This window comes from Halomonas sp. 18071143 (genome assembly GCF_019211725.1).
Taxonomy (GTDB): domain Bacteria; phylum Pseudomonadota; class Gammaproteobacteria; order Pseudomonadales; family Halomonadaceae; genus Vreelandella; species Vreelandella stevensii.
Genome location: NZ_CP078120.1, coordinates 1,958,281 through 1,982,666, shown reverse-complemented (window position 1 = coordinate 1,982,666; position 24,386 = coordinate 1,958,281). Strand labels below are relative to the sequence as shown.

Annotated in this window: 13 protein-coding genes, 2 tRNA genes and 3 rRNA genes; 13 read left to right on the top strand and 5 right to left on the bottom strand. The window is 58.4% G+C overall.

The features are described 5' to 3' along the window. Window positions 1-67: 67 nt before the first annotated feature. The 6 genes from KVY02_RS09220 to KVY02_RS09195 all read left to right on the top strand — a co-directional run bounded on the left by KVY02_RS09220 (window position 68) and on the right by KVY02_RS09195 (window position 8,091). On the top strand, window positions 68-1,042 hold the full coding sequence (locus KVY02_RS09220) for a calcium/sodium antiporter (RefSeq protein WP_081138144.1): 975 nt from the start codon (window positions 68-70) through the stop codon (window positions 1,040-1,042). A 221-nt stretch (window positions 1,043-1,263) separates the two neighbouring features. Further along, window positions 1,264-2,679, top strand: coding sequence for a cytochrome ubiquinol oxidase subunit I (locus KVY02_RS09215; RefSeq protein ID WP_218313393.1), 1,416 nt, complete (start codon window positions 1,264-1,266; stop codon window positions 2,677-2,679). Window positions 2,680-2,682: 3 nt separating this feature from the next. Next, window positions 2,683-3,684, top strand: coding sequence for a cytochrome d ubiquinol oxidase subunit II (gene cydB / locus KVY02_RS09210; protein WP_016913968.1), 1,002 nt, complete (start codon window positions 2,683-2,685; stop codon window positions 3,682-3,684). Between the two features lie 3 nt (window positions 3,685-3,687). Next, the gene (gene cydD, locus KVY02_RS09205; RefSeq protein WP_218313392.1) at window positions 3,688-5,364 is read left to right on the top strand and encodes a thiol reductant ABC exporter subunit CydD; all 1,677 of its coding nucleotides are present in this window, start codon (window positions 3,688-3,690) and stop codon (window positions 5,362-5,364) included. Next, window positions 5,361-7,067, top strand: a complete 1,707-nt coding sequence (gene cydC, locus KVY02_RS09200; protein ID WP_218313391.1) for a thiol reductant ABC exporter subunit CydC — start codon at window positions 5,361-5,363, stop codon at window positions 7,065-7,067. The genes cydD and cydC overlap by 4 nt, the downstream gene beginning before the upstream one ends. A gap of 31 nt (window positions 7,068-7,098) precedes the next feature. Beyond that, complete coding sequence (locus tag KVY02_RS09195) at window positions 7,099-8,091, top strand: adenosine deaminase (RefSeq protein WP_039182118.1); 993 nt, start codon at window positions 7,099-7,101, stop codon at window positions 8,089-8,091. Window positions 8,092-8,131: 40 nt separating this feature from the next. On the opposite strand, the gene KVY02_RS09190 is transcribed toward KVY02_RS09195, so the two are convergent. Then, entirely contained in the window at window positions 8,132-9,115 is a 984-nt protein-coding gene (locus tag KVY02_RS09190) for a cytochrome-c peroxidase (protein ID WP_026001697.1), read from the bottom strand. Window positions 9,116-9,532: 417 nt separating this feature from the next. On the opposite strand from KVY02_RS09190, the gene KVY02_RS09185 reads away from it, so the two are divergent. From KVY02_RS09185 to rrf, 5 genes are all read left to right on the top strand, one after another. After that, window positions 9,533-11,064, top strand: a 16S ribosomal RNA gene (locus KVY02_RS09185). A gap of 119 nt (window positions 11,065-11,183) precedes the next feature. Beyond that, window positions 11,184-11,260: transfer RNA gene (locus KVY02_RS09180), tRNA-Ile, on the top strand. Between the two features lie 105 nt (window positions 11,261-11,365). Then, window positions 11,366-11,441: transfer RNA gene (locus KVY02_RS09175), tRNA-Ala, on the top strand. A 245-nt stretch (window positions 11,442-11,686) separates the two neighbouring features. Next, a 23S ribosomal RNA gene (locus KVY02_RS09170) occupies window positions 11,687-14,575 on the top strand. Between the two features lie 164 nt (window positions 14,576-14,739). Beyond that, window positions 14,740-14,855, top strand: a 5S ribosomal RNA gene (gene rrf / locus KVY02_RS09165). The 16S, 23S and 5S rRNA genes sit together here with 2 tRNA genes alongside, the layout of an rRNA operon. A 162-nt stretch (window positions 14,856-15,017) precedes the next feature. Here the strand turns inward: rrf and guaD are convergent. From guaD to xdhA, 4 genes are read right to left on the bottom strand one after another with little or no spacing between them, the layout of a single operon-like run. Beyond that, window positions 15,018-16,334, bottom strand: coding sequence for a guanine deaminase (gene guaD, locus KVY02_RS09160; RefSeq protein ID WP_218313390.1), 1,317 nt, complete (start codon window positions 16,332-16,334; stop codon window positions 15,018-15,020). Window position 16,335: 1 nt separating this feature from the next. Next, on the bottom strand, window positions 16,336-17,205 hold the full coding sequence (xdhC, locus tag KVY02_RS09155) for a xanthine dehydrogenase accessory protein XdhC (protein WP_218313389.1): 870 nt from the start codon (window positions 17,203-17,205) through the stop codon (window positions 16,336-16,338). Continuing rightward, entirely contained in the window at window positions 17,202-19,625 is a 2,424-nt protein-coding gene (xdhB, locus tag KVY02_RS09150; RefSeq protein ID WP_218313388.1) for a xanthine dehydrogenase molybdopterin binding subunit, read from the bottom strand. The genes xdhC and xdhB overlap by 4 nt, the downstream gene beginning before the upstream one ends. Continuing rightward, on the bottom strand, window positions 19,609-21,066 hold the full coding sequence (gene xdhA, locus KVY02_RS09145) for a xanthine dehydrogenase small subunit (protein WP_218313387.1): 1,458 nt from the start codon (window positions 21,064-21,066) through the stop codon (window positions 19,609-19,611). Before xdhA ends, xdhB begins: the two co-directional genes overlap by 17 nt. Window positions 21,067-21,274: 208 nt before the next feature. Here xdhA and KVY02_RS09140 point away from each other — a divergent pair, with 208 nt between their 5' ends. Further along, window positions 21,275-21,925, top strand: a complete 651-nt coding sequence (locus tag KVY02_RS09140) for a TetR family transcriptional regulator C-terminal domain-containing protein (RefSeq protein ID WP_218313386.1) — start codon at window positions 21,275-21,277, stop codon at window positions 21,923-21,925. A gap of 8 nt (window positions 21,926-21,933) precedes the next feature. Then, window positions 21,934-24,378: an ATP-dependent helicase HrpB gene (gene hrpB / locus KVY02_RS09135; protein WP_218313385.1), complete on the top strand. Its 2,445-nt coding sequence runs from the start codon at window positions 21,934-21,936 to the stop codon at window positions 24,376-24,378. Window positions 24,379-24,386 lie beyond the last annotated feature (8 nt).

Below are 24,386 nucleotides of genomic sequence, written 5' to 3'. Positions count from 1 at the left end.
CCCGCCTCCCGGTTCGACAAGGATGCAGCCGCGATAGTGCCTAATACGATGACATTAAGGAACCGAAATGTTGCTTGCCTTTGTAGCAGTGGTGGTAGGGCTCGTCCTGCTGATCTGGAGTGCTGAAAAATTTATCGATGGCGCTGCTGCTACCTCGCGGTGGCTGGGGTTGTCCCCACTGCTGATCGGTATGCTGGTGATCGGATTCGGAACGTCGGCCCCTGAAATGATGGTCTCCGTACTGGCGGCCATGCAGGGTAATCCCGGGCTGGCGCTAGGCAATGCTTACGGATCCAATATTGCCAACATAGGGCTGGTGCTGGGTTTTGTGGCGCTTATAGCGCCGCTGGCGGTGCACTCCAGCGTTATTCGCAAGGAGATGCCGCTATTGGTGGCGGTCATGCTGCTGACTGGCTACATGCTGATGGATGGCTGGATTTCCCGCGGTGAGGCAGTGTTGCTGCTGGCCGCGCTGGGGATCTTCATTACGGTCAGTATCATTCGTTCTCGGCGTGATCAGGCGGATGCACTGACCGATGAAGTGACGGAGAGCCTGGACAGCAAGCCGCTTTCTCGTGGCAAGGCGCTGATGTGGACGCTGGTGGGGCTGGTGCTATTGGTAGCCAGCTCGCGTTTGTTGGTATGGGGCGCGGTAGAAATTGCCGTGGGCTTTGGTGTCAGTGACCTGATCATCGGTTTGACGGTGGTGGCCGTGGGCACGTCGCTTCCTGAACTGGCCTCTTCCATTAGTGCCTTGAAGCGCAAAGAGCACGATATGGTGCTGGGCAACGTGGTCGGTTCCAATCTGTTCAATAGTCTGGCCGTCGTCGGGTTGGCGGGTGTGATCGCGCCAATCGAGGCGGGCCGTGAGGTGCTGGTGCGTGACTGGAGCGTGATGACTTTCATGACGCTGCTGATGGTGCTGTTTGCATTCTCATGGCGCGGGCGTCCGCGGCGAATCAACCGTCTGGAGGGGGGCGTGCTGTTTTCCCTGTTTGTCGTCTACACCGGCTACATGGTCAGTCTGGTGGTGATGACATGACTTTTTTTAATTGAAAATGAGCAGTTTGCCTGAATGGCATGCGTCAATGCGACACAGCTTTTTGGGCAAACTTGCGCTGTATAACAGGTGTCGAAGCGTTAAAATGCAACACAGCTAAAGAATAAGCTTAGTGCTTATAACTAAAATGCGGTGCCATTAAGGCTCAACTAAGCTTGTGTAACCCATTGATGGGATATTGATCCAGGTCTTAGGAGCGTGTGATGGAACTCGACCCCCTTGTACTATCGCGAATACAGTTCGCTTTCGTTGTATCGTTTCATGCGATCTTTCCGGTCTTTACCATCGGGCTGGCGTCTTACATAGCGCTGCTTCATGGGCTGTTTTTCAAGACCAACAACCCCGCCTGGGACCGCCTGGCACTGTTCTGGACCAAGGTGTTTGCCGTGGTTTTCGGTATGGGCGTGGTCTCCGGGATCGTCATGTCTTTTCAGTTTGGCACCAACTGGAGTAACTTCTCCCAGGCAGCGTCCAACTTCCTCGGGCCGGTGCTCAGCTACGAGGTCGTTACCGCTTTCTTCCTTGAAGCGGCATTCCTCGGTGTCCTGCTCTTTGGCCGAGGCAAGGTGCCACAAGGGGTGCACTTGTTTGCTGCCATCATGGTGGCGATCGGTACGTTCATTTCGTCGTTCTGGATTCTTTCTGCCAACAGCTGGATGCATACGCCGGCAGGGGTAGAGCTCATCGACTATCGGTTCCACGTGGTTTCCTGGACCGAAGCGATATTCAACCCCTCCTTTCCTTACCGCTTCGCACACATGGCCATGGCATCCTTCCTGACCGGTGGCTTCGTGGTGGCCGGTGTGAGTGCCTGGTTCCTGCTGCGTGGTCGTGACCCGGAAGCCAACCGTCGAGCACTTTCCATGTGCCTTTGGTTGCTGCTGTTTTTGGCGCCAGCCCAAGCGGTCGTGGGGGACTTCCATGGTTTGAATACCCTGGAGCACCAGCCGGCCAAAGTGGCGGCCATGGAAGGGCATTGGGAGACCTCTGGCAACGTTCCGCTGCTGCTGTTCGCCATCCCGGATCAGGAAGCACAAACCAATCGCTTTGAAATCGGCATTCCCAATCTTGCCAGCCTCATCCTGACCCACTCTACGGATGGGGTTATTCAGGGGCTGAATGAATTTGCTCCTGAAGAGCAGCCACCGGTCTGGATCGTCTTCTGGGCGTTCCGCGTGATGGTGGGGATTGGACTATTGATGATTGCCACCGCCTTGGCAGGACTGTTCCTGCGTCGTAAAGGCAAGTTCCATCAGCACACCGGGTTCCTCAAGACGCTGGTGTATATGATCCCCATGCCGTTCGTCGCCGTGTTGGCTGGCTGGGTAGTCACCGAATCTGGACGAGCCCCATGGCTGGTATACGGCATGATGACCCACGCAGAAGGCGTTACGCCTTCGCTGACCGGCCCCATGGCGCTGTTTACGCTGGTGGGCTACGTGCTGGTGTATGCGGTGGTGTTCTATGCCGGTATCTACTACCTGACCCGCGTGGTGCGTAACGGCATGCTGCCCAAGGAAGAGCGTGAAACGGTAGGTGACAACTTCAGACGCCCCATGCGCCCGCTATCGGCCACGGAAACTCCCTTTGATGACGATGTCGACCCGGTGAGGAACTGAGACATGGAAATGTTTGATCTGACGATAATCTGGGCAGGCATCATCGGGTTCGGGTTGATGATGTACGTGTTGATGGACGGTTTCGATCTGGGGCTTGGGATTCTGTATCCCTTCGCCCCGGACGAAGATGCCCGGGATGTGATGATGAACTCCGTGGCGCCGGTCTGGGACGGCAACGAGACGTGGCTGGTGCTGGCGGGTGCCGGTTTGCTCGGGGCTTTCCCGCTGGTCTATTCGGTCTTCCTGCCCGCACTCTATATTGGCGTGTTCTTGATGCTGGCGGGGCTTATTTTCCGGGGGGTGGCCTTCGAGTTCCGCTTCAAATCCCGGCGCAATCGTCGCTGGTGGAACCGCGCTTTCTGTTGGGGCTCCGGCGTGGCCGCTTTCGCTCAAGGGGCGGTGGTCGGTGCTTACATTCAGGGGTTTCATGTCGAAAACTTTGCCTTTGCAGGTGGCGCTTTCGATTGGCTGACGCCATTCTCGGTACTGACCGGCTTCGGCCTGATGGCAGGTTATGCGTTGCTGGGAGCCACCTGGCTGATCTTGAAATCCGAGGGGCATATTCAGGAGTGGGCTTACAAGGTGACGCCGCTGCTGTTGGCGCTGGTGCTGGGCGTCTTCGGTATCATTAGCATCTGGACACCGTTCGTGAATCCGGTGGTTTGGGAGCGCTGGTTCGGTCATTTGCAGCTGATCTGGATATTCCCGGCACTGGCGCTGCTGTCGGCCTTCATGGTGTATCGCTCCGTGAAGCGTCGTAACGAGGGCATTCCCTTCGTGGCCACCATCGGCATCTACGTGTTCACTTACCTGGGGCTGATCGTCAGCAAGTGGCCCATCATCGTGCCACCGAACTACACGCTGTGGGATGCCGCCTCCGCCCCTGAGTCTCAGCTGTTCCTGCTGATCGGTGTGCTGTTCGTCATTCCGATCATCCTGACCTACACCGCCTGGACCTACTGGGTCTTCCGCGGCAAGGTGCGCGTTGGCGAAGGGTATCACTGATTCATGGCCTCTCCTGCGGCCCAGTCGAATTCGTTGACGCCGCGCCGTTGGCTGAGCACGCTGGCTCGTCGTGAGCGTGCTCGGCTAGCGCTGGCAGCGTGCTTCGGCGTGCTGTCTGGTGCTCAGACGATCCTGCTGGTGGTCGGGTTGGCGTGGTCGATTGAGCAACTGGTCGTGCATGGCCGCTCACCTGTCACGCTGGTACCCGTGCTGCTCGGCCTGGTGGTGGCCGTGGCGTTGCGCTCACTGTTTCTTGCCCTGCAAGAGTCGTTGAGTGCAACTGCCAGCTTGCGCATCCGTCAGTACGCTCGGGAGCAGGTCTTGAACAAGGTTGCCGCGCTAGGCCCGGTCTGGATGACGCGGCAGCAGAGCGGAGCCCTGGCGACCCAGTCGGTTGAGCACATCGAAGCCCTCGATGGCTATTTTGCGCGCTTTCTACCCCAAATGCGCATCGTGCTATTGCTGCCACTGCTGATTGCCGCGGTGGTGGGCTGGCTCGATTATCTGGTGGCCATCTTCTTGTTGCTCTCTGCGCCATTGATTCCGCTGTTCATGGCGCTGGTCGGCATGGGGGCAGAGCGTCTCAACAAGGAGCAGTTCGCTTCTGTTGCCAGGCTCTCGGCGCATTTCGTTGACCGCGTACGCGGCATGACGACGCTGCAGCTGTTTGGTCATACGCGTGCTGCCCAGCAGGACGTCTGGTATGCCACCGATCAGTATCGCCGCCTGAGCATGCGCACGCTTAGGTTGGCATTTCTCTCGTCTGCGGTATTGGAGTTTTTTGCCTCGGTGGCCATCGCCGTCGTCGCCATGTACGTAGGGTTTGGTCTGTTGGGCTATATCGATTACGGTCCTTCCCCCTCGCTGACCCTGTTCAGTGGTCTGGCGGTGTTGCTACTGGCTCCGGAGTTCTTCCAGCCCTTGCGCACCCTCTCGCAGCATTATCACGACCGTGCTGCGGCGCTGGGGGCGGCAGAGAGCATCGTGACCATCCTCAATGAGCCTGACGTGGTGCCGACCCGGTTTGACGCCCCCGTCGAACCAGATGCATCGATTGAATTGGTGGATGTCGAGGTGGGCTATGGACGGCACTCGGCGGTCTTGACGGGCGTCTCGGCCACGATACGTCAGGCAGATGTGGTGGTCATTACCGGAGAGTCAGGCAGTGGCAAATCTTCCTTGCTGGCGCTGATGGCCGGTTTCATGGCGCCTCTGCGTGGCGCTTGCAGAGTCCGCCAGGGCGAGCAAGTGGCGTGGCTGGATCAATCACCCTGCATCATTCAAGGGTCGTTGGCCGATAACCTGCGCCTGGCGGCGCCTGATGCGACACCGGCTGCCATGCAGGAGGCCCTGGAAAAAGCTGGCCTGGGGGAACTGTTGGCTGCCTTGCCCCATGGCCTGGAGACGGTGGTAGGGGAGCGCGGGGTCGGCTTGTCGGGAGGTCAGGCGCAGCGCTTGACCTTGGCTCGAGTATTTCTCAGTCAGGCGCCGCTGGTGTTGTTGGATGAGCCCACGGCCAGCCTTGATTCGGCGACGGAAAAGAGCGTGATCGACGCACTGCTGGCCTGGTCGGCGGAAGGGCGAACGTTGGTCATGGCAACACATCACCCTGCGGTGATGGCCGTTGCCACTCGCCACTGGGTGTGTCGAGACGGCCAGCTTCACGAGGTGGCGCCATGAAATTTCTGCACAATGACCTGAGCCCATGGCTGGCGCTCATGTTAAGGCGCAGGCAGCGCTTCCTCGTGGGTGCGCTGCTGGTATGGGTAACGTTGCTGGCGGGCCTTGCGCTGCTGGGTTTGTCCGGCTGGTTCATTGCGGCGTGTGCCCTGGCGGGCATTGCGCTGGCGGCTGGGTTGCCGTCATCACTGGATATTTATGTGCCCGGCGGCGGCATTCGTTTTTTTGCCTTGCTGCGCACCGTCGCTCGATACACCGAACGGCTCTACAACCACAATACCGTGCTGACGCTGCTGGCGGATTTACGCTATCGCGTCTTCGGTGACTTGACGCGCCTGGATGACGCATCGTTGCGGCGTCGGCGAGTCGGTGAGTGGTTGAGTCGCCTGACGTCGGATATCGATGCCCTGGATAGCCTGTATCTACGCCTGCTGGTGCCGCCAGTAGTGGCCTTGTTGAGTGTCTGGATCATTGCAGGTTTCATCGCTATCTGGTTGCCGCTGGTGGGAGCCGTCGTGGCCAGTGTATTGACGCTGCTGTGGCTGGTCATCACCCTGGGCTTTGCCAGGCTGGGTTTCACCAACAGCCATCGGCAAGTGGATGATCAGGAGGAGCTTCGGCGGCTGGTGTTGGATCAGGTACAGGCGTCCGCTGAGCTGATGAGCTACCGAACCAGTGACTGGTATCGCAGGAAAATACGATCTCACGAACAGCAAGCGCTGGATAACCAGCGTCAGCTGGCCGTGAAGGCCGCGCTGGGAAATGCGCTACTGATGGCGGTAACGGGGCTGTTGATCATTGGTGTGCTCTGGTTGGGGAGTCTGGCACTGGCCGAGCAGCACGTGGTGGGCCCCATCATGGTCATGGCCGTCATAGCCGTGTTTGGTATCAACGAAGTGTTGGCCAGCCTGCCTGCCGCTTTTGTGCGGTTTGGCGCCAGCCACGGGGCGGCCCAGCGGCTGAATGCCCTGCAGGCGACACAAGGGCAAACGCGTGTGGGCTCTCTTCCGGATGACGAGGGTGGCCATGCCCTGCAGCTGCGTGAGGTCATGTTCCGTTATCCGGATGCGGCGAGCTGGGCGATATGCCAGGTTTCCCTGACCCTGCCCGCCGGTCAACGTGGTGCCATCATGGGTATTTCGGGTTCGGGCAAATCGACGCTGGCCAATTTGATCATGGGCCGTATCTCTCCCACTGAAGGGGATGTGTGGGTGGCCGAGCATGCACCCTCTGTCATTACCCTCGAAAGTAGCGCAGCACATATGGGGTACTTGCCCCAGCAAATAGACCTGTTCGATGGCTCGCTGGCCGATAACCTGCGGATCGCCAAGCCTGACGCGACAGACGAAGAGCTTTGGCAGGTGCTTGCCCAGGTCGCTCTCTCGGACTGGGCGAAACGCCAGCCTCGTCAGTTGGCGACTCAGGTGGGAGAAAGAGGGCAGCAGCTTTCAGGCGGGCAGGCGCGCAGAGTGGCGTTGGCGAGGCTGTTCTTACGCTCGCCCTCGGTGGTATTGCTTGATGAGCCCTTCGCGGGAGTGGATGCGGCAACCGCCCGGCACGTGGCGGCCTCGCTGGACGCATGGTTGGTAGGCCGTACGGCGATTTTCTTTGTTCATCAAGTGGATGATGCGGCCCTGGTGCCTGGATTGGCTCATCAATGGCGGCTTGATGGTGGTAAGTTAATTCACGATACTTCATTTTGATATTCACCGAATCGGCAAGTAGGCGGCGACCATGAACGACTTTTTACGACACCTTCCCAAGGCTGAGCTTCACTTGCATATTGAAGGTTCTCTCGAGCCGGAACTGATGTTCCAACTAGCGGAACGTAACGGCATCGAACTCCCCTATGCCACGGTCGAAGAGGCCAAGGCAGCGTATGATTTCAAGGATTTGCAAGGGTTTCTGAATCTGTATTACCAGGGCATGAACGTCTTGCGCAGCGAACAGGACTTCTATGACCTGGCCATGGATTATTTCAAGCGTGCCCGTTCGGAAGGCGTGCTGCATATCGATATGCACTTCGATCCCCAGGCGCATCTGCAGCGTGGTGTACCTTTGGAGGTGGTCATGGCGGGACTGCTCAGGGCCAAACAGGAAGCCGAGAGCCAGCTGGATCTTTCAGTAGGCATGATCATGGCCTTCCTGAGAGATCGGCCAGCCGACGAGGCACTTCACGTTCTCGAGCAGGCGGCACCCTACTGGAAAATGCTGGATGCCATTGGCTTGGACAGCGCCGAGCGTGACAACCCGCCCGAGAAGTTTCAGGCTCTGTTTGCGCGCGCCAAAGAGCTTGGGCTGGTGCGTGTGGCCCATGCGGGCGAGGAGGGGCCTGCCGCTTACATTACGCAAGCCCTGGACCTGTTGGACGTTCAGCGCATCGACCACGGCGTGCGCTGTCTCGAAAGCGAAGACGTCGTGCAGCGCCTCAAGGAGTCTCAAACGGTACTGACCGTGTGCCCGCTCTCCAATGTCAGCCTGAAAGTGGTCGATCAATTGGATCAGCATCCGCTACCGGCGTTGTTGGAAGCGGGGCTGAAGGTCACTATAAGCTCTGACGATCCTGCTTATTTTGGTGGTGGGCTGCTCGAAAATCATATCGCCTGTGCCGATGCCTTTGGCTGGGGAGAAGATACCTTCAAATGGCTGAACCGCAATGCCATGGAAGAAGCCTTCGTCAGCGACGCGCGACGCGCCGAACTGCTGAAGCGCCTGGAGGCAGCCTGATATAGCCTGCCGCCGCCCCTATGGGCGGCGGCATAGTGCATCAGGGTAGAGCGGGCACCTCGAAATCGGGCATTTCACCTGTCAGGGAGTGCAGAAATGCCGTGATGTTATCAATGGTGGGTTCGTCAAACTCACGTCCCAGCATTTCCTGGCCCATAATGGCCACGGCTTCTTCGAGCGTTTCGGTGGCGCCATTGTTCATGTACGGGTAAGTGACGCCGACATTGCGCAAGGTGGGGGTGCGGAAGCGGTACTTGTCTCTTTCCTCGCCGGTCACCACGTAGCGACCCAAATCTTTCGACCCCGGCACCTGAATGGCGTGGAACTGGCTGTCGGTAAAGTTGGCGCCGCGATGGCAGGCGATGCAGCCATTATCCACGAAAGCCACCATGCCCTCTTTTGCCTGATCGCTGATGGCGTCCATATCACCGCGTAAATACCGATCAAAAGGTGAGTTGGGTGTGTTGAGCGTTCTCTGGAAGGCGGCCAGTGCCTTGGCCAGGTTCTCGGCATTGATGGGGTCATCCTGGTCGGGGTACGCTTCCGTGAAGCGCTCCTGGTAGAGCTCGAACTCTGCCAGCCTGTCCAGGGCGTGTTCCAGCTGCATGGCCATCTCGACATCGGCTTCGATAGGCCCCAGTGCTTGGCCTTCCAAATCCGGCTCCCGTCCATCCCAGAACTGCGATCCCAGGAAACCACTGTTGAGTACGGTGGGTGTGTTGCGTTCGCCAACCTGACCGTTATGGCCCACAGCTCTGGGGATGCGGTCCGACCAGCCGAGCGCCGGGTTATGGCAAGTGGCACAGCTGATGACTCCACTGGCGGAGATCCTGGGCTCGAAAAACAGCATGTTGCCCAGCATTACCTTTTCATCGGTTTGCGAATTGTGGGCAGGTAACGGTGGTAAGTGGGGCAGCGGTTCGAACCTGTCGCGGTAGCTACCGAGTTCGTCATCTGCCCACAGTGACGTCGTGCTTAAGAGTGCGACGCTCGCAAGCCCGATGGCAATACGTGATGTCGTCATGGTTTCCCCCTCCTATTTGACCGGTCTGGTGCGCACCGTTCTTTTCAGCGGTGCTCCAACAAGTCTAAAAAAGCGGGGAAGGGCAGGGCTTGCCTCAGGTCAACTTTCCGGCCATTGGTGATTAATGGATTGTTTGAAAGCTGAACGAGAAAAAAGCTTGACGATCAAAAGGAATTGGGTAGAATATGCCCCACATCGAACGGCAACGCCGAACGAAGGCTCTTTAACAATTTGATCAGGTAATTCATGTGGGCGCTTGCCGATGAGGGTGAATCATCACCTAATATCAAGGCAGGCGAACACGAAGATACTCTTCGGAGTATCGCAGTGAATTCGTTTGAACCTTGAGCCAAGTTTGATCCGCTTTTGTTGTCTTCGGCTAGTCCTGAGATGGCGAGTAAGGATCGCATTGATCTTAAACTGAAGAGTTTGATCATGGCTCAGATTGAACGCTGGCGGCAGGCCTAACACATGCAAGTCGAGCGGTAACAGGGGTAGCTTGCTACCCGCTGACGAGCGGCGGACGGGTGAGTAATGCATAGGAATCTGCCCGATAGTGGGGGATAACCTGGGGAAACCCAGGCTAATACCGCATACGTCCTACGGGAGAAAGGGGGCTTCGGCTCCCGCTATCGGATGAGCCTATGTCGGATTAGCTGGTTGGTGAGGTAAAGGCTCACCAAGGCGACGATCCGTAGCTGGTCTGAGAGGATGATCAGCCACATCGGGACTGAGACACGGCCCGAACTCCTACGGGAGGCAGCAGTGGGGAATATTGGACAATGGGGGGAACCCTGATCCAGCCATGCCGCGTGTGTGAAGAAGGCCCTCGGGTTGTAAAGCACTTTCAGTGAGGAAGAACGCCTGGTGGTTAATACCCATCAGGAAAGACATCACTCACAGAAGAAGCACCGGCTAACTCCGTGCCAGCAGCCGCGGTAATACGGAGGGTGCGAGCGTTAATCGGAATTACTGGGCGTAAAGCGCGCGTAGGTGGCTTGATAAGCCGGTTGTGAAAGCCCCGGGCTCAACCTGGGAACGGCATCCGGAACTGTCAAGCTAGAGTGCAGGAGAGGAAGGTAGAATTCCCGGTGTAGCGGTGAAATGCGTAGAGATCGGGAGGAATACCAGTGGCGAAGGCGGCCTTCTGGACTGACACTGACACTGAGGTGCGAAAGCGTGGGTAGCAAACAGGATTAGATACCCTGGTAGTCCACGCCGTAAACGATGTCGACCAGCCGTTGGGTGCCTAGCGCACTTTGTGGCGAAGTTAACGCGATAAGTCGACCGCCTGGGGAGTACGGCCGCAAGGTTAAAACTCAAATGAATTGACGGGGCCCGCACAAGCGGTGGAGCATGTGGTTTAATTCGATGCAACGCGAAGAACCTTACCTACTCTTGACATCCTGCGAACTTGTGAGAGATCACTTGGTGCCTTCGGGAACGCAGAGACAGGTGCTGCATGGCTGTCGTCAGCTCGTGTTGTGAAATGTTGGGTTAAGTCCCGTAACGAGCGCAACCCTTGTCCTTATTTGCCAGCGCGTAAAGGCGGGAACTCTAAGGAGACTGCCGGTGACAAACCGGAGGAAGGTGGGGACGACGTCAAGTCATCATGGCCCTTACGAGTAGGGCTACACACGTGCTACAATGGTCGGTACAAAGGGTTGCCAACTCGCGAGAGTGAGCCAATCCCGAAAAGCCGATCTCAGTCCGGATCGGAGTCTGCAACTCGACTCCGTGAAGTCGGAATCGCTAGTAATCGTGGATCAGAATGCCACGGTGAATACGTTCCCGGGCCTTGTACACACCGCCCGTCACACCATGGGAGTGGACTGCACCAGAAGTGGTTAGCCTAACGCAAGAGGGCGATCACCACGGTGTGGTTCATGACTGGGGTGAAGTCGTAACAAGGTAGCCGTAGGGGAACCTGCGGCTGGATCACCTCCTTAAACGATGTCTTCCCCTCGCGACAAGCGCTCACAATGAATTACCTGATCAGATAGTAGAGCAAACGGTAGCTATTTCCGCTTTGTTTGGGTGTTGAGCTCAAGCATACGGCGAAATGACCGGGTCTGTAGCTCAGTTGGTTAGAGCGCACCCCTGATAAGGGTGAGGTCGGCAGTTCAAATCTGCCCAGACCCACCAAATTTTATCCAGCACTGCGTTATTTTATGACTCGCATAGAAGGCTATGCTTCGCCATAAAATGCCTTGTTCTGAATAAAATTACCCGGAAAAGCCATCTATTAATGGGGCCATAGCTCAGCTGGGAGAGCGCCTGCCTTGCACGCAGGAGGTCAGCGGTTCGATCCCGCTTGGCTCCACCATATCGCGTCGTACTAGGTAATACCTCCTGTGCTTCTCGTACCGTTTGTTGGTTTTGTGACCATTGATAAGCCAGAACGCATCGCGTTGTCTTATCACTGTTCATAGAACAGTCGCTCTTTAACAATGTATATCATGCTGACAAGAACGTTTCTTAAAACGTTCTTACGTAAATTGTATTGTGATACGTCTCAAGCGTATCCGGCAATCGTTATCATTGCGAACCCCAGACTCCTTCGGGTTATAGGGTCAAGCAATGAAGCGCACACGGTGGATGCCTAGGCAGCCAGAGGCGATGAAAGACGTGGTAGCCTGCGATAAGGTTCGGTGAGGTGGCAAACGACCTGTGACCCGGACATCTCTGAATGGGGAAACCCACTCATCACAAGATGAGTATCCTGTCCTGAATACATAGGGGCAGGAGGCGAACCAGGGGAACTGAAACATCTAAGTACCCTGAGGAAAAGAAATCAACCGAGATTCCCCTAGTAGCGGCGAGCGAACGGGGACCAGCCCTTAAGCGTGTGACGGATTAGACGAACAGACTGGGAAGTCTGGCCATAGCGGGTGATAGCCCCGTAGTCGAAAATCTGATCACGTGAAATCGAGTAGGTCGGGGCACGAGAAACCTTGACTGAAGACGGGGGGACCATCCTCCAAGGCTAAATACTCCTGGCTGACCGATAGTGAACCAGTACCGTGAGGGAAAGGCGAAAAGAACCCCGGAGAGGGGAGTGAAATAGATCCTGAAACCGTGTGCGTACAAGCAGTAGGAGCCCACTTGTTGGGTGACTGCGTACCTTTTGTATAATGGGTCAGCGACTTATATTCAGTGGCGAGGTTAACCGTATAGGGGAGCCGTAGGGAAACCGAGTCTTAACTGGGCGACACAGTCGCTGGATATAGACCCGAAACCGAGCGATCTATCCATGAGCAGGGTGAAGGTTGAGTAACATCAACTGGAGGCCCGAACCAGGATCTGTTGAAAAAGATTTGGATGACTTGTGGATCGGAGTGAAAGGCTAATCAAGCTCGGAGATAGCTGGTTCTCCTCGAAAGCTATTTAGGTAGCGCCTCACGTATCACCGCCGGGGGTAGAGCACTGTTTCGGCTAGGGGGTCATCCCGACTTACCAACCCGAGGCAAACTCCGAATACCGGTGAGTGCCAGCGTGGGAGACACACGGCGGGTGCTAACGTCCGTCGTGAAAAGGGAAACAACCCAGACCGTCAGCTAAGGTCCCCAAATCCTGGTTAAGTGGGAAACGATGTGGGAAGGCTCAGACAGCTAGGAGGTTGGCTTAGAAGCAGCCATCCTTTAAAGAAAGCGTAATAGCTCACTAGTCGAGTCGGCCTGCGCGGAAGATGTAACGGGGCTAAACCAGGTACCGAAGCTACGGGTTCATTCTTAGGAATGAGCGGTAGAGGAGCGTCGTGTAAGCCGATGAAGGTGTGTTGAGAAGCATGCTGGAGGTATCACGAGTGCGAATGCTGACATGAGTAACGATAAAGGGAGTGAAAAACTCCCTCGCCGGAAGACCAAGGGTTTCTGTTCGACGCTAATCGGAGCAGAGTGAGTCGGCCCCTAAGGCGAGGCCGAAAGGCGTAGTCGATGGGAAACGGGTCAATATTCCCGTACCGGACATGATTGCGATGGGGGGACGGAGAAGGCTAGGTGAGCCAGGCGTTGGTTGTCCTGGTGAAAGTGAGTAGGCTTGGGTCTCAGGTAAATCCGGGACCCTGCAAGGCCGAGACACGAAACGAAGACACTACGGTGTCGAAGTCATTGATGCCACGCTTCCAGGAAAAGCCTCTAAGCTTCAGATCATGTGCGACCGTACCCCAAACCGACACAGGTGGTCAGGGTGAGAATCCCAAGGCGCTTGAGAGAACTCGGGTGAAGGAACTAGGCAAAATGGTGCCGTAACTTCGGGAGAAGGCACGCCGGCGTAGGGTGACGAGACTTGCTCTCCAAGCCCGAACCGGTCGAAGATACCAGGTGGCTGCAACTGTTTAGTAAAAACACAGCACTCTGCCAACTCGCAAGAGGACGTATAGGGTGTGACGCCTGCCCGGTGCCGGAAGGTTAAGTGATGGTGTTAGGATTCGTCCGAAGCTCTTGATCGAAGCCCCGGTAAACGGCGGCCGTAACTATAACGGTCCTAAGGTAGCGAAATTCCTTGTCGGGTAAGTTCCGACCTGCACGAATGGCGTAATGATGGCCACGCTGTCTCCACCCGAGACTCAGTGAAATTGAAATCGCCGTGAAGATGCGGTGTACCCGCGGCTAGACGGAAAGACCCCGTGAACCTTTACTATAGCTTCACACTGGACGCTGATGTTGCCTGTGTAGGATAGCTGGGAGGCTTTGAACCTCGGACGCCAGTTCGAGGAGCCAACCTTGAAATACCAGCGGCATCATTGGCGTTCTCACTCAGGTCCGTGATCCGGATCGAGGACAGTGTGTGGTGGGTAGTTTGACTGGGGCGGTCTCCTCCCAAAGCGTAACGGAGGAGCACGAAGGTACCCTCAGCACGGTCGGACATCGTGCAATGAGTGCAAGAGCATAAGGGTGCTTGACTGCGAGACAGACACGTCGAGCAGGTGCGAAAGCAGGTTCTAGTGATCCGGTGGTTCTGTATGGAAGGGCCATCGCTCAACGGATAAAAGGTACTCCGGGGATAACAGGCTGATACCGCCCAAGAGTTCACATCGACGGCGGTGTTTGGCACCTCGATGTCGGCTCATCACATCCTGGGGCTGAAGTCGGTCCCAAGGGTATGGCTGTTCGCCATTTAAAGTGGTACGCGAGCTGGGTTTAGAACGTCGTGAGACAGTTCGGTCCCTATCTGCCGTGGGCGTTGGATGTTTGAGAAGAGCTGCTCCTAGTACGAGAGGACCGGGTGGACGACCCTCTGGTGTTCCGGTTGTCACGCCAGTGGCATTGCCGGGTAGCTATGGTCGGACGGGATAACCGCTGAAAGCATCTAAGCGGGAAGCCCCCTTCAAGATGAGACATCCCCGAGGCCTAGAGCCTCCTGAAGGGCCCAGCGAGACCAGCTGGTTGATAGGCACGGTGTGGAAGCGCTGCAAGGCGTTGAGCTAACGTGTACTAATGGCCCGTGAGGCTTGACCCTATAACACCCAAGGGGTCTGGTCGTGATGATAACGAAGAGTGTGAACGCACTCGCAACACCGGATACGCGGCAGTGAGCCAGAGCGCTTGCTGACAAGAGACGCACACAATACACGTCAAAAATACGTCAAGAACACCTCAGCATGATATGCATTACCTGTTACGCCTGACGACCATAGCACGCGTGAACCACCTGATCCCATGCCGAACTCAGAAGTGAAACCGCTTAGCGCCGATGGTAGTGTGGGGTCTCCCCATGTGAGAGTAGGTCATCGTCAGGCACTTATCCCGTAGAAAGCCCCGAGCACACTGTGTTCGGGGCTTTTTGCTGTGCGTTAAATTTTTCGTGGGAAAGGTCGTCGAGAAACGTTGGTTGGGAAAATTCCTGAGCAAAAAAACCCAGCCTGTGGCTGGGTGAGAGTGACTTTACAAGAGATCGGTTGCTAGGCGTCTCTGCGGTGTTGGCATACGCCTCCGGCCCAGGTTTCATAGATAGCGCGGTCATCGGCGAGCATCATCAATGCAAATAGCCGTTCACCGAGGGTGGTGCAGTGCTGGCTACGTCGCTGCAGCAGTGACGTGGCGTCAGGGTCGATCACGATAAAATCAGCTTCGTAGGAAGGGGCCAACTGTCCAATGTGGCTATCCAGAGAGAGGGCTTTGGCGTTGCCGTGGGTGAGGCCATAAAATCCTTGCCAGGCGGTCAGAGGCTGACCACGCAGCTGGCCTACCTGGTAGGCGCTTTTCAAGGTGCCGAAGCCGGAAAGATCCGTGCCTGCGCCAATGTCGCTGGCATAGGTAAATGCCATGCCCGTCTCTCGGGCAGCGTCTCGGTCGAACAGGCCGCTGCCCAGGAACAGGTTGGAGCTGGGGCAAAAGGCGATATTGGCGCCGCGCTCTGCCAACCGTTGGCGCATGCCGTTGTCCAAATGAATACCGTGGGCAAAGGTGCTGCGTGGGCCGACGAGTCCTGCTTCTTCGTAAACGGCCAAATAGTCTCGACTGCCGGGAAACAGTTCCGCCACCCAGTCCAGCTCTCCGCTGTTCTCGGCGAGGTGGGTCTGCAGCCATAGGGTGGGGTCATTGCGCAGCAGGGCGCCTGCCGCGTCCATTTGGGCTCTGGTCGAGGTGGGCGCAAAACGCGGGGTAACGCTGTAACCGAGGCGCTGCTTCCCATGCCAGTCCTCGATGAGCCGCTCTGTGTCGGAGATACCCGAGACGCCATCCATCAAGGCATCGGGGGCATTGCGATCCATCAGTACCTTACCTACCAGCATGCGCAGCTGCCGCTTTTGGCAGGCTGCAAAAAAGGCATCCACGGAGCCCGGGTGGCTCGAGCCAAACACTTGCGCGGTGGTGGTACCTGCGCGCAGCATTTCATTCAAGAACGCTTCCGATAACGCCTTGGCGTGATCATGATTGGCGAACTGGCACTCGGCAGGAAACGTGTAGTCATTCAGCCAATCCAGCAGTTGGCGCCCATAAGAGGCCATGATGTCCAACTGGACATAGTGGACGTGAGTATCGATGAATCCTGGCATGATGATCTTGCCGCGATGGTCGATCACTTCCGCTGCTTTAGGCAACTGATCAACCAGCCCGGCATAATGCCCCACTGCATGGATATGCCCACCCTTCAGCCACAAGAGGCCGTCAGCGTAGTGTTCCAGACTGCCAGGGTGGGGCAGGTTGCCATCGCCGGGATCGTTGGGAAAGCTGATTAATTCAGCGCGGATAAGCGTATCGGTGGGCAAGGTCATATCAACTCGAGTGCGTTGCAGTAGGGGCAAAAAGCGCGCGTAGCGTAGCGCTATCCAGGCCACGGGTCTCGGTGGCATAGGGTTGGTCGGTCAACCAGAGTAATTCCGTCACCACGCTCAGCGCGATGGCGTAGGGGGTTTTATTGCTGAGCTTGGTATTCCTGACCGAGCCGATGGGGCAGCGCACGCGCTGCAGTATCGGCTGGTCGACTCCTGCTCGGGAAAGGCGCCCTTTGAAACTCGCCCACTTGCTGTCGGAGCCTATCAATCCAATGGACGCAATATCGGCACGCTCCAGCAACCCCTTGATCAAGGCATAATCCTCATCATGATCGTGGGTCATGACCAGAGCATGGGTGCCAAGGGGTAAGCCTGCCACCGTCTCTCCAACGTCGCCCAGTAAATGACAACTCAAGCGTGCACGAGGGACATCTGATTGGAAAGCATCGGCGCGGCTGTCATACCAATCGAGCTGCCAAGGCAGAGGAGCGCTGAGTTTGACTATCTCGCGCCCGACATGCCCCGCGCCGAACAGGGCAATGTGAGCGGTGGCGCCCAGAAATACTTCCAGCAGGACGTTGACCAGCCCGCCACAGCACTGCCCGCTACGCCCGCCCAGCGAAAAGGATTCCAGTGAGAACCCCGCTTGGCGCTGGCTCAAGAGGGAGCGAGCCTGCTGAATGGTCTGCCACTCGAAGGTGCCGCCGCCCAGCGTATCGAAGACAGCGTGTTCGGTAATCACCATGCGTGCGCCAGGCTCCCGGGGCGTGGAGCCTGCGCTGGTCATCTGGGTGGCCAAGACATGAGGCGTGCCGTGGCGTTGACAATGGTCGAGGGCGGCATGCCAGGTCATGGGCGTTTCATGGGTCATAAGGCACTTTTCCGAATGGCATGCGCTGCCAGCATGACACGCTCGGGCGTGGCCGGGGTATCCAGACGCGGCGAGCTGCGGTAGTCATCCAGGCTGGCGAGGGCATCGCGCAGGGCCGACCAGACGCATATCCCCAGCATGAAGGGCGGCTCACCCACCGCTTTGGAGCGGTACAGGCTGGCCATGGAATTAGGGTGTCCTTCCAGCAGTTCGACATTGAAGACGCTGGGCAGATCCCCGAAGGTGGGAATTTTGTAGGTCGCTGGACCATCGCTGACCAGCGTTCCTTCACTGTTCCATTTGAGCTCTTCACTGGTCAGCCAGCCCATGCCCTGAATGAACCCGCCTTCAACCTGACCAATATCGATGGCTGGGTTGAGCGAGTTGCCCACATCATGAAGTATGTCAACACGGTCGACCTGGTATTCGCCGGTCAACGTGTCGACGCTGACCTCCGCCGCTGCCGCGCCAAAGGCGTAATAATAAAATGGGCGGCCCTGGCCAGTTGCGCGATTGTAATGAATCAGTGGCGTCGCGTAGAAGCCTTTCTCGGACAGCGAAACCCGATGTAGATATGCCGTCTGCACCAGCTCGCCCCAGGGAATGCGGCGTTCACTTTCGCCGATGCCTGCGATGAGCATGCCGTCCCTCAGCTCCATGCCTTCACGATCCAGCCCGCCCTCGAAGTGGTTGGCGGCAAAATCGAACAGACGCTCACGCAGTTTGATGGCAGCATCGCGGGCGGCCATGCCGTTCAAATCCGCACCGCTGGAGGCTGCCGTGGGGGAAGTGTTCGGCACCTTGTCCGTTCGTGTGGCGCTGATGCGCACGCTCTCCAGGTCCAGCCCCAGTTCCAAGGCCACCACCTGGCAGATCTTGGTGTGCAGGCCTTGGCCCATTTCAGTGCCGCCGTGGTTGATCAGGATGCTGCCATCGGTATAGACGTGTAGCAGCGCGCCGGCCTGGTTGAGGTGCTGGGCGGTGAAGGAGATGCCGAACTTGACGGGTGTCAGTGCCAGTCCTTTCTTGATGACGGAGCTGGAGGCATTGAAGTCTCGTACCTGCTGTCGACGCGTCCAGTACTCGCTGCGCTGCTCGAGGCGCTCGACGAGCGTATGAAGCAACTGCTTCTGGTCGACTTGTTGCCCGTAATGGGTCATGTCGCGTTCGGGGCGGTAAAAGTTGCGCTTGCGGATGGTCAGCGGGTCTTCACCGACATGGCGGGCAATATCGTCCATGGCCGCTTCGATGATCATCATGCCCTGGGGGCCGCCAAACCCGCGAAAAGCGGTGTTCGACGCAGTGTGGGTGCGGGCGCGATGGCCGGTGACCCGGGCATTACCCAGTGAGTAGGCATTGTCTGCGTGAAACATGGCGCGGTCGACGATGGCATCGGAAAGGTCGGGGGAGTACCCGCAGTCGCCGATCACGGTAATGTCGCTGCCTTGAATCACTCCCTGTGAATCGATGGCCAGCCGATAGCGGTTGTGAAAGGGGTGGCGCTTGCCAGTGGCGCGCATGTCGTCACGTCTGGGCAGGCGAAGGCGCGTGGCCTTGCCGGTGCGTTGTGCGATGAGGGCAGCAATGCAGGCCCAGGGGGATGCCTGGGTTTCCTTGCCTCCAAAACCGCCCCCCATGCGCCGTACTTCCACCGTGACGGCATGAAATGGGATGCCCAGAACTTCGGCAACCAGCTTTTGGGTTTCGCTGGGGTGCTGGTTGGAGGTATGAACCATGACGCCTTCGTCTTCGCTCGGAATGACGATGCAAGCCTGGCCCTCCAGATAGAAGTGCTCTTGTCCACCAATGAACAGCGCACCTTCCAGCACGTGTTCAGCTTGCTCCAGTGTGGCCTGCCAGTCACCACGCTGCTGGGTGTGGCTGGGGCGAACGAACTCCTCTTGAGCAGCGGCTTGAACGGCATCCAGCTGTGCTGGCAGCTTGTCGATCTGCACATTGGCAAGCAGCATCGCGTGACGCGCCGCCCACAGGGAAGTGGCAGCCACGGCAAACAGGCACTGCCCTGAATAGCTGATCTCGCGCTCGACGAAGATAGGGTCGCCAGGAAAGACCGGGCCAATATCCGTGTGGCCAGACACGTCGTGGAATGTGATCACGTCGACCACCCCGGGGGCGGTGCGAACGGCCGCCAGGTCGAGGTGCGTCAAGGTGCCGTGGGCCACGGGCGAGAGCCCCAGAGCCACGTGTAAAGCATCAGCAGGTGTCTTGAGGTCGTCGATATAGAGCGCTTTCCCCGTCACATGTTTGTCGGCGCTCTCATGAAAGCTGGAGGACCCCGCCTGGCGCTGTCCGCGGCTGTCCACGGTATGGCGCGCCAAGGGTGCCGCGCCATGTATACGCTGGTCGAGCTCATGCCGGGCCCGGTGACTGTCGTTGTCGAGTTTAGTGAGCGTACGCATGCAACATGACCTCCTGTTCTGGCGACGAAAGCGACAAGTAGAGTCGTTCCAGCAGATTGGCGGCCACCAGCTGACGATACTGCTGGCTGCCTCGCACGTCACTCATGGGCGCGAACTCATCTTGCAGCGCTTGTTGGGCCGTTTGAAAGGTGTGTTTGCCTACCCGTTGCCCTTCCAACGCGGCCTCCGTTGCCGGAGCGCGCCGGGGCGTGGCGGCCATCCCGCCGAAGGCGATGCGCACGTCGCTTAACTGGCCGTCCTGCAGGCGGTAGCTAAAGGCACCCAGAACGGCAGAGATATCATCTTCACGGCGTTTTGAGAGCTTCCACACTCTGAGTGAAGCACTCTTCTCCAGCGCCGGAATGAAGATACGTGTGATGACTTCATCGGTAGCCAGTGCCGTTTTTTTGTAATCGATAAAGAACGCTTGCAGCGGCAAGCAGCGGGTACCCGCATGGCTGGCCAGTTCGAGGTGAGCGCCGAGTGCCAGCAGTACGGGGGGGGTATCACCAATGGGGGATGCATTGGCGATATTGCCGCCCAGGGTTCCCCGGTTACGCACTTGTTCCGAGCCCAGCCGGTGGAGCAGGTGCGCGAACGCGGGGAAGTGTGTTGCCAGCAGCGGAGCAAGCCGCGAATAGGTCACCGCCGCGCCGACCCACCATCCTTCCTGCCCCTGAAAGGTTGCTGGCGAGATCATGCTCAGCTCGGGCACGCGGGTGGTATCGATCAGTTGGTCCAGTGCGGCCAGGCGCTGGGTCGTTTCCAGCCATAGGTCCGTGGCACCGGCGACCAACCTGGCATTGGGCAGGTCGCGCCGCAGCGCTGTCAGTTCGCTCAGCGACCTCGGCTGTGCAAATAGCGGGCCTTCCTGAGGGGCTTGTGTGGAGTTGTCGCTATCCTGAGAGTCAGACAGCGTGGCATCCCACCATTGAGGCGGCTGCCAGTCGCTGGCGTGCATGGTCAGCGCGGCATCACGAATCGGGCGATAGCCCGTGCAGCGGCAAAGGTTGCCACCCAGCGCGGCTTCCAGACGCTCGGGCGTCAAGGGGGCAGGTTGGCGCTGCTGCTGCGTATGCAAACTGAACAGCGACATGACGATGCCAGGCGTACAGAAACCGCACTGGCTGCCGTGGCAGTCGATCATGGCGCGCTGCGCAGGGTGCAAGGAGTTGCCCTGCGACAGGCCTTCCACGGTGACGAGATGCTGGCCATGTAGTTGATGGGCCGGGGTAATGCACGCATTGATCGTCAGGAACGGTGGCTGGTCGGGGTCGCTGCTTTTCAAGGCAACCGTACAAGCGCCACAGTCGCCGGACGCGCAGCCCTCTTTTGTGCCCGTGGCCCCCAAATGGTCGCGTAACAGCGTTAGAATACTGGTCTCAGGGGGCACTCGACACTGTTGACGGGTGCCATTGAGCAGAAACTCAATCGTTGCCATGCCAAACTCCGTTATGATTGTTCTGACCGATTGGTCAATAATGGTGAGCTTGGGACAAAAAAGCGTGGCTTGCAAGACTTTGTTGTCAGCGCGTTTTGTTGCCCTGAAACGATGCATGAAGAGCGAAAATGCCCCTTTTTGCAGCGTTGTCCGACGTTGGGCCTGAGCTGATCGGCACAACCCGAGCCTATATCAAGGAGCTTACTCAATGACGCTTGATACCGCTAACCATGAGAGCGCCAGCAGGGACCGCATCGAGCAGACGATATTGAATGCCGCCGAACAGGTGTTTGCTCAGCATGGTTATCGCGGAGCCAGCCTGCAGTCGATTGCCGACGTCGCGGGTTTGCCCAAGGCCAATATCCTCTATTACATGGGGAGCAAGCAGGCGCTCTATGTGCGACTACTGAATCGCATGATGAAGCGCTGGAACGCGGTGCTGGAAGACATTACCCCTGCGAGTGACCCAGCAGCCGTATTGAGCGATTTTATTCGCACCAAAATGGTGCTTGGTCAGCGCTATCCCGAGGGTTCCAGGCTGTTTGCGGCTGAAATTCTGGGCGGCGCACCTTTTCTGAAGGATTACCTGAACGGTGAGCTGAGAGAGTGGGTCAGTAGCCGTGCCGCTATCATGCGAGAGTGGTCGCGGCAGGGGAAGATGGATGATGTGGATCCTCGTTGGCTGATTTTTCTGATCTGGTCATCCACCCAGCACTATACCGAATATAGTGCCCAGGTGAACGGCATTCTCGGCCAGGAGACACTGGCCGAGGAAGACATCGACGCTATTTGTCGTTTCCTGGAGCATGTGATCTTGAAAGGCTGTGGCATAGAGCGCCCAGTCTTCGCCAACGCATGAGTTCGACGATGCTTGAACTGCCCATTGAGCAACACCTGGCGTCGATCGAAGACGCTCTGGACACCCACTCTCGCCTCATCCTGGTAGCGCAGCCCGGCGCGGGCAAGACCACCCGCGTGCCCTTGCGACTCATCGAGCGCCCCTGGGCGCGTGGCCAGCGCCTGCTGATGCTCGAACCTCGGCGGGTGGCGGCCAGGTTGGCGGCAACCTACATGGCCGCTCAGTTGGGTGAGCCGGTGGGTAAGCGTATTGGCTATCGCATGCGCGGTGATCAACGGGTGGGACCTGACACGCAGCTGGAAGTGATCACTCAAGGGGTGCTGACGCGCATGCTGCAGGATGACCCGCTGCTGGAGGGGGTGGCTGGCATTCTCTTCGATGAGTTTCATGAACGCAGTATCGAGTCCGACCTGGGCCTGGCGCTGGCCCTGGACGTGCAGCAAAGCATTCGTGACGACCTCCGCCTGGTGGTGATGTCCGCGACGCTGGATATAGAGGCGCTGCGTACCTTGCTGGGCGAGCATACCCCGGTGATCGAGAGCAGCGGTCGCGCCTTTCCGGTCACCACGCTATATCGGCCACCTGTTGTCGGTGAGACCACCGCCATGACGGCGCGCAGCGTCGTGGAGGAGGCCGTGGCGCTGGACGATGCCCAGGACATCCTGGTCATCTTGCCTGGCGTGGCGGAAATCCGTCGGCTCGCCCAGGTGCTGGCGGCTTCATCGCTGACGCTGGATATTCGCACGCTGCATGGTGGCATGACACTGGATGCTCAACAAGCCGCGCTTAGCCCTGGTACACAGCGGCGGGTGATCATCTCCACCTCGATTACCGAATCGAGCCTGACGGTCGACGGCGTCAACGTCGTCATTGACGCAGGCCTTGAACGGGTGCCTGAATTCAGTGCCCAAACGGGGCTTACGCGGTTGACTACCCGTCGCGTCAATCGTGCCAGCGCCGACCAGCGGCGGGGTCGCGCGGGGCGCCAGCAATCAGGCTACTGCTATCGTCTGTGGGCACAGGACCAGCCGCTGGTCGCGCACCGTGAGCCCGAAATGCTGCAGGCTGATCTCTCGCGGTTGGCGCTGGAACTGGCGCTATGGGGCGTCAATGCTCCCGACGCGCTGGCCTGGCTATCTCCACCGCCCAGGGGCGCATGGCAGAGCGCGCGCGACCTTCTCCAGCGGCTGGGGCTGCTCGACCAGGCAGGCGGGCTGACACCGCTTGGGCAGCAGTGCGGCACCTTGCCGGTGGAACCTCGCCTGGCAGCGATGCTGGTGCGCTCCAAGGCGGGAGAAAATACCGCGCTGGCCTGTGCGCTGGCAGCGCTGCTGGAGGGCCGGGAGCGTCTCGAGGGAACACTGCAGGACGCCCTGGTCGCTCGACTGAAAACGCCTTCTGCGTTCCCAACCTGGCACCAGGAAGCCAAGCGTCTGGCGGTGTTGATGGGTTGGACGGTGCCGTCACGCCTGAATCTGGAGCCTCTGGAAGAGCTGCTTGCGGTGGCGTTTCCTGACCGAGTGGCCCAGCTCATGAACCTCGGGCGTTTCAAGCTGGCCAATGGCAAGACGGCAACGCTATCGCCGCAGCACCCGTTGGCCAACGAGCCGTATCTGGTGGCCGTTCACCTCGACAGCGCTAGCCGTGATGCACCGATCCAGAGGGCAGTGCCCCTCTCCGAACAGGCTTTGCGAGCCCTTTATCCGGCGACGGCGACGTGGCACGAACGGGTCGCCTGGCAAGAGCCGCCGGGAAAGCTGGTGGCCGACGCGGTGCAGTGTCACGGTGAACTGGTATTGGCGGTACGCCCGCTCCAGACGCTGCCCGCCGCCGCTGCCGAGAAAGCACTGATGAGCGCTTTGCAGCGCCGCCCTGCAGCCTTGCTGAATGACGAGGTCAGGCGCTTGCAGGGGCGCATGGCGCTGCTGGAGCGTACTTTCCCGGGCCAGTGGCCCGACTGGTCTGATGCTGCGTTGGTGGATGATCTGGAGGCTTGGCTGGCGCCTTATGTGGCCGGTATGACTCGGCTGGGACAGGTCGAAAAGCTGCCCTTCGCGGGGTGCCTGCTGGAGACGCTGACGTGGGAAGCGCAGAGTGCGTTTGCCCGCCTGGTGCCTACCGGGCTCAGGGCGCCTAGTGGCAACACGATTACGCTGGACTATCTGCCCTGCCTTGAGAGCAGGCCGCCGGTGTTGGCACTGAAGCTGCAAGAGGCCTTTGGCTGGCAAGAAACACCGACCGTGGCCGAAGGGCAAGTGGCCGTGATGATTCACCTACTGTCACCGGCACGACGCCCCCTGCAGGTCACACAGGACTTGCGTAGCTTCTGGCTGACCGGCTACCCGGAGGTGAGAAAAGAGATGCGCGGGCGGTATCCAAAGCACCCCTGGCCAGAAGATCCTTTGTCAGCCCAAGCAACGGCGTTGACCAAGCGCCGCTTGGGCAACGCTTGAAGGTGCCA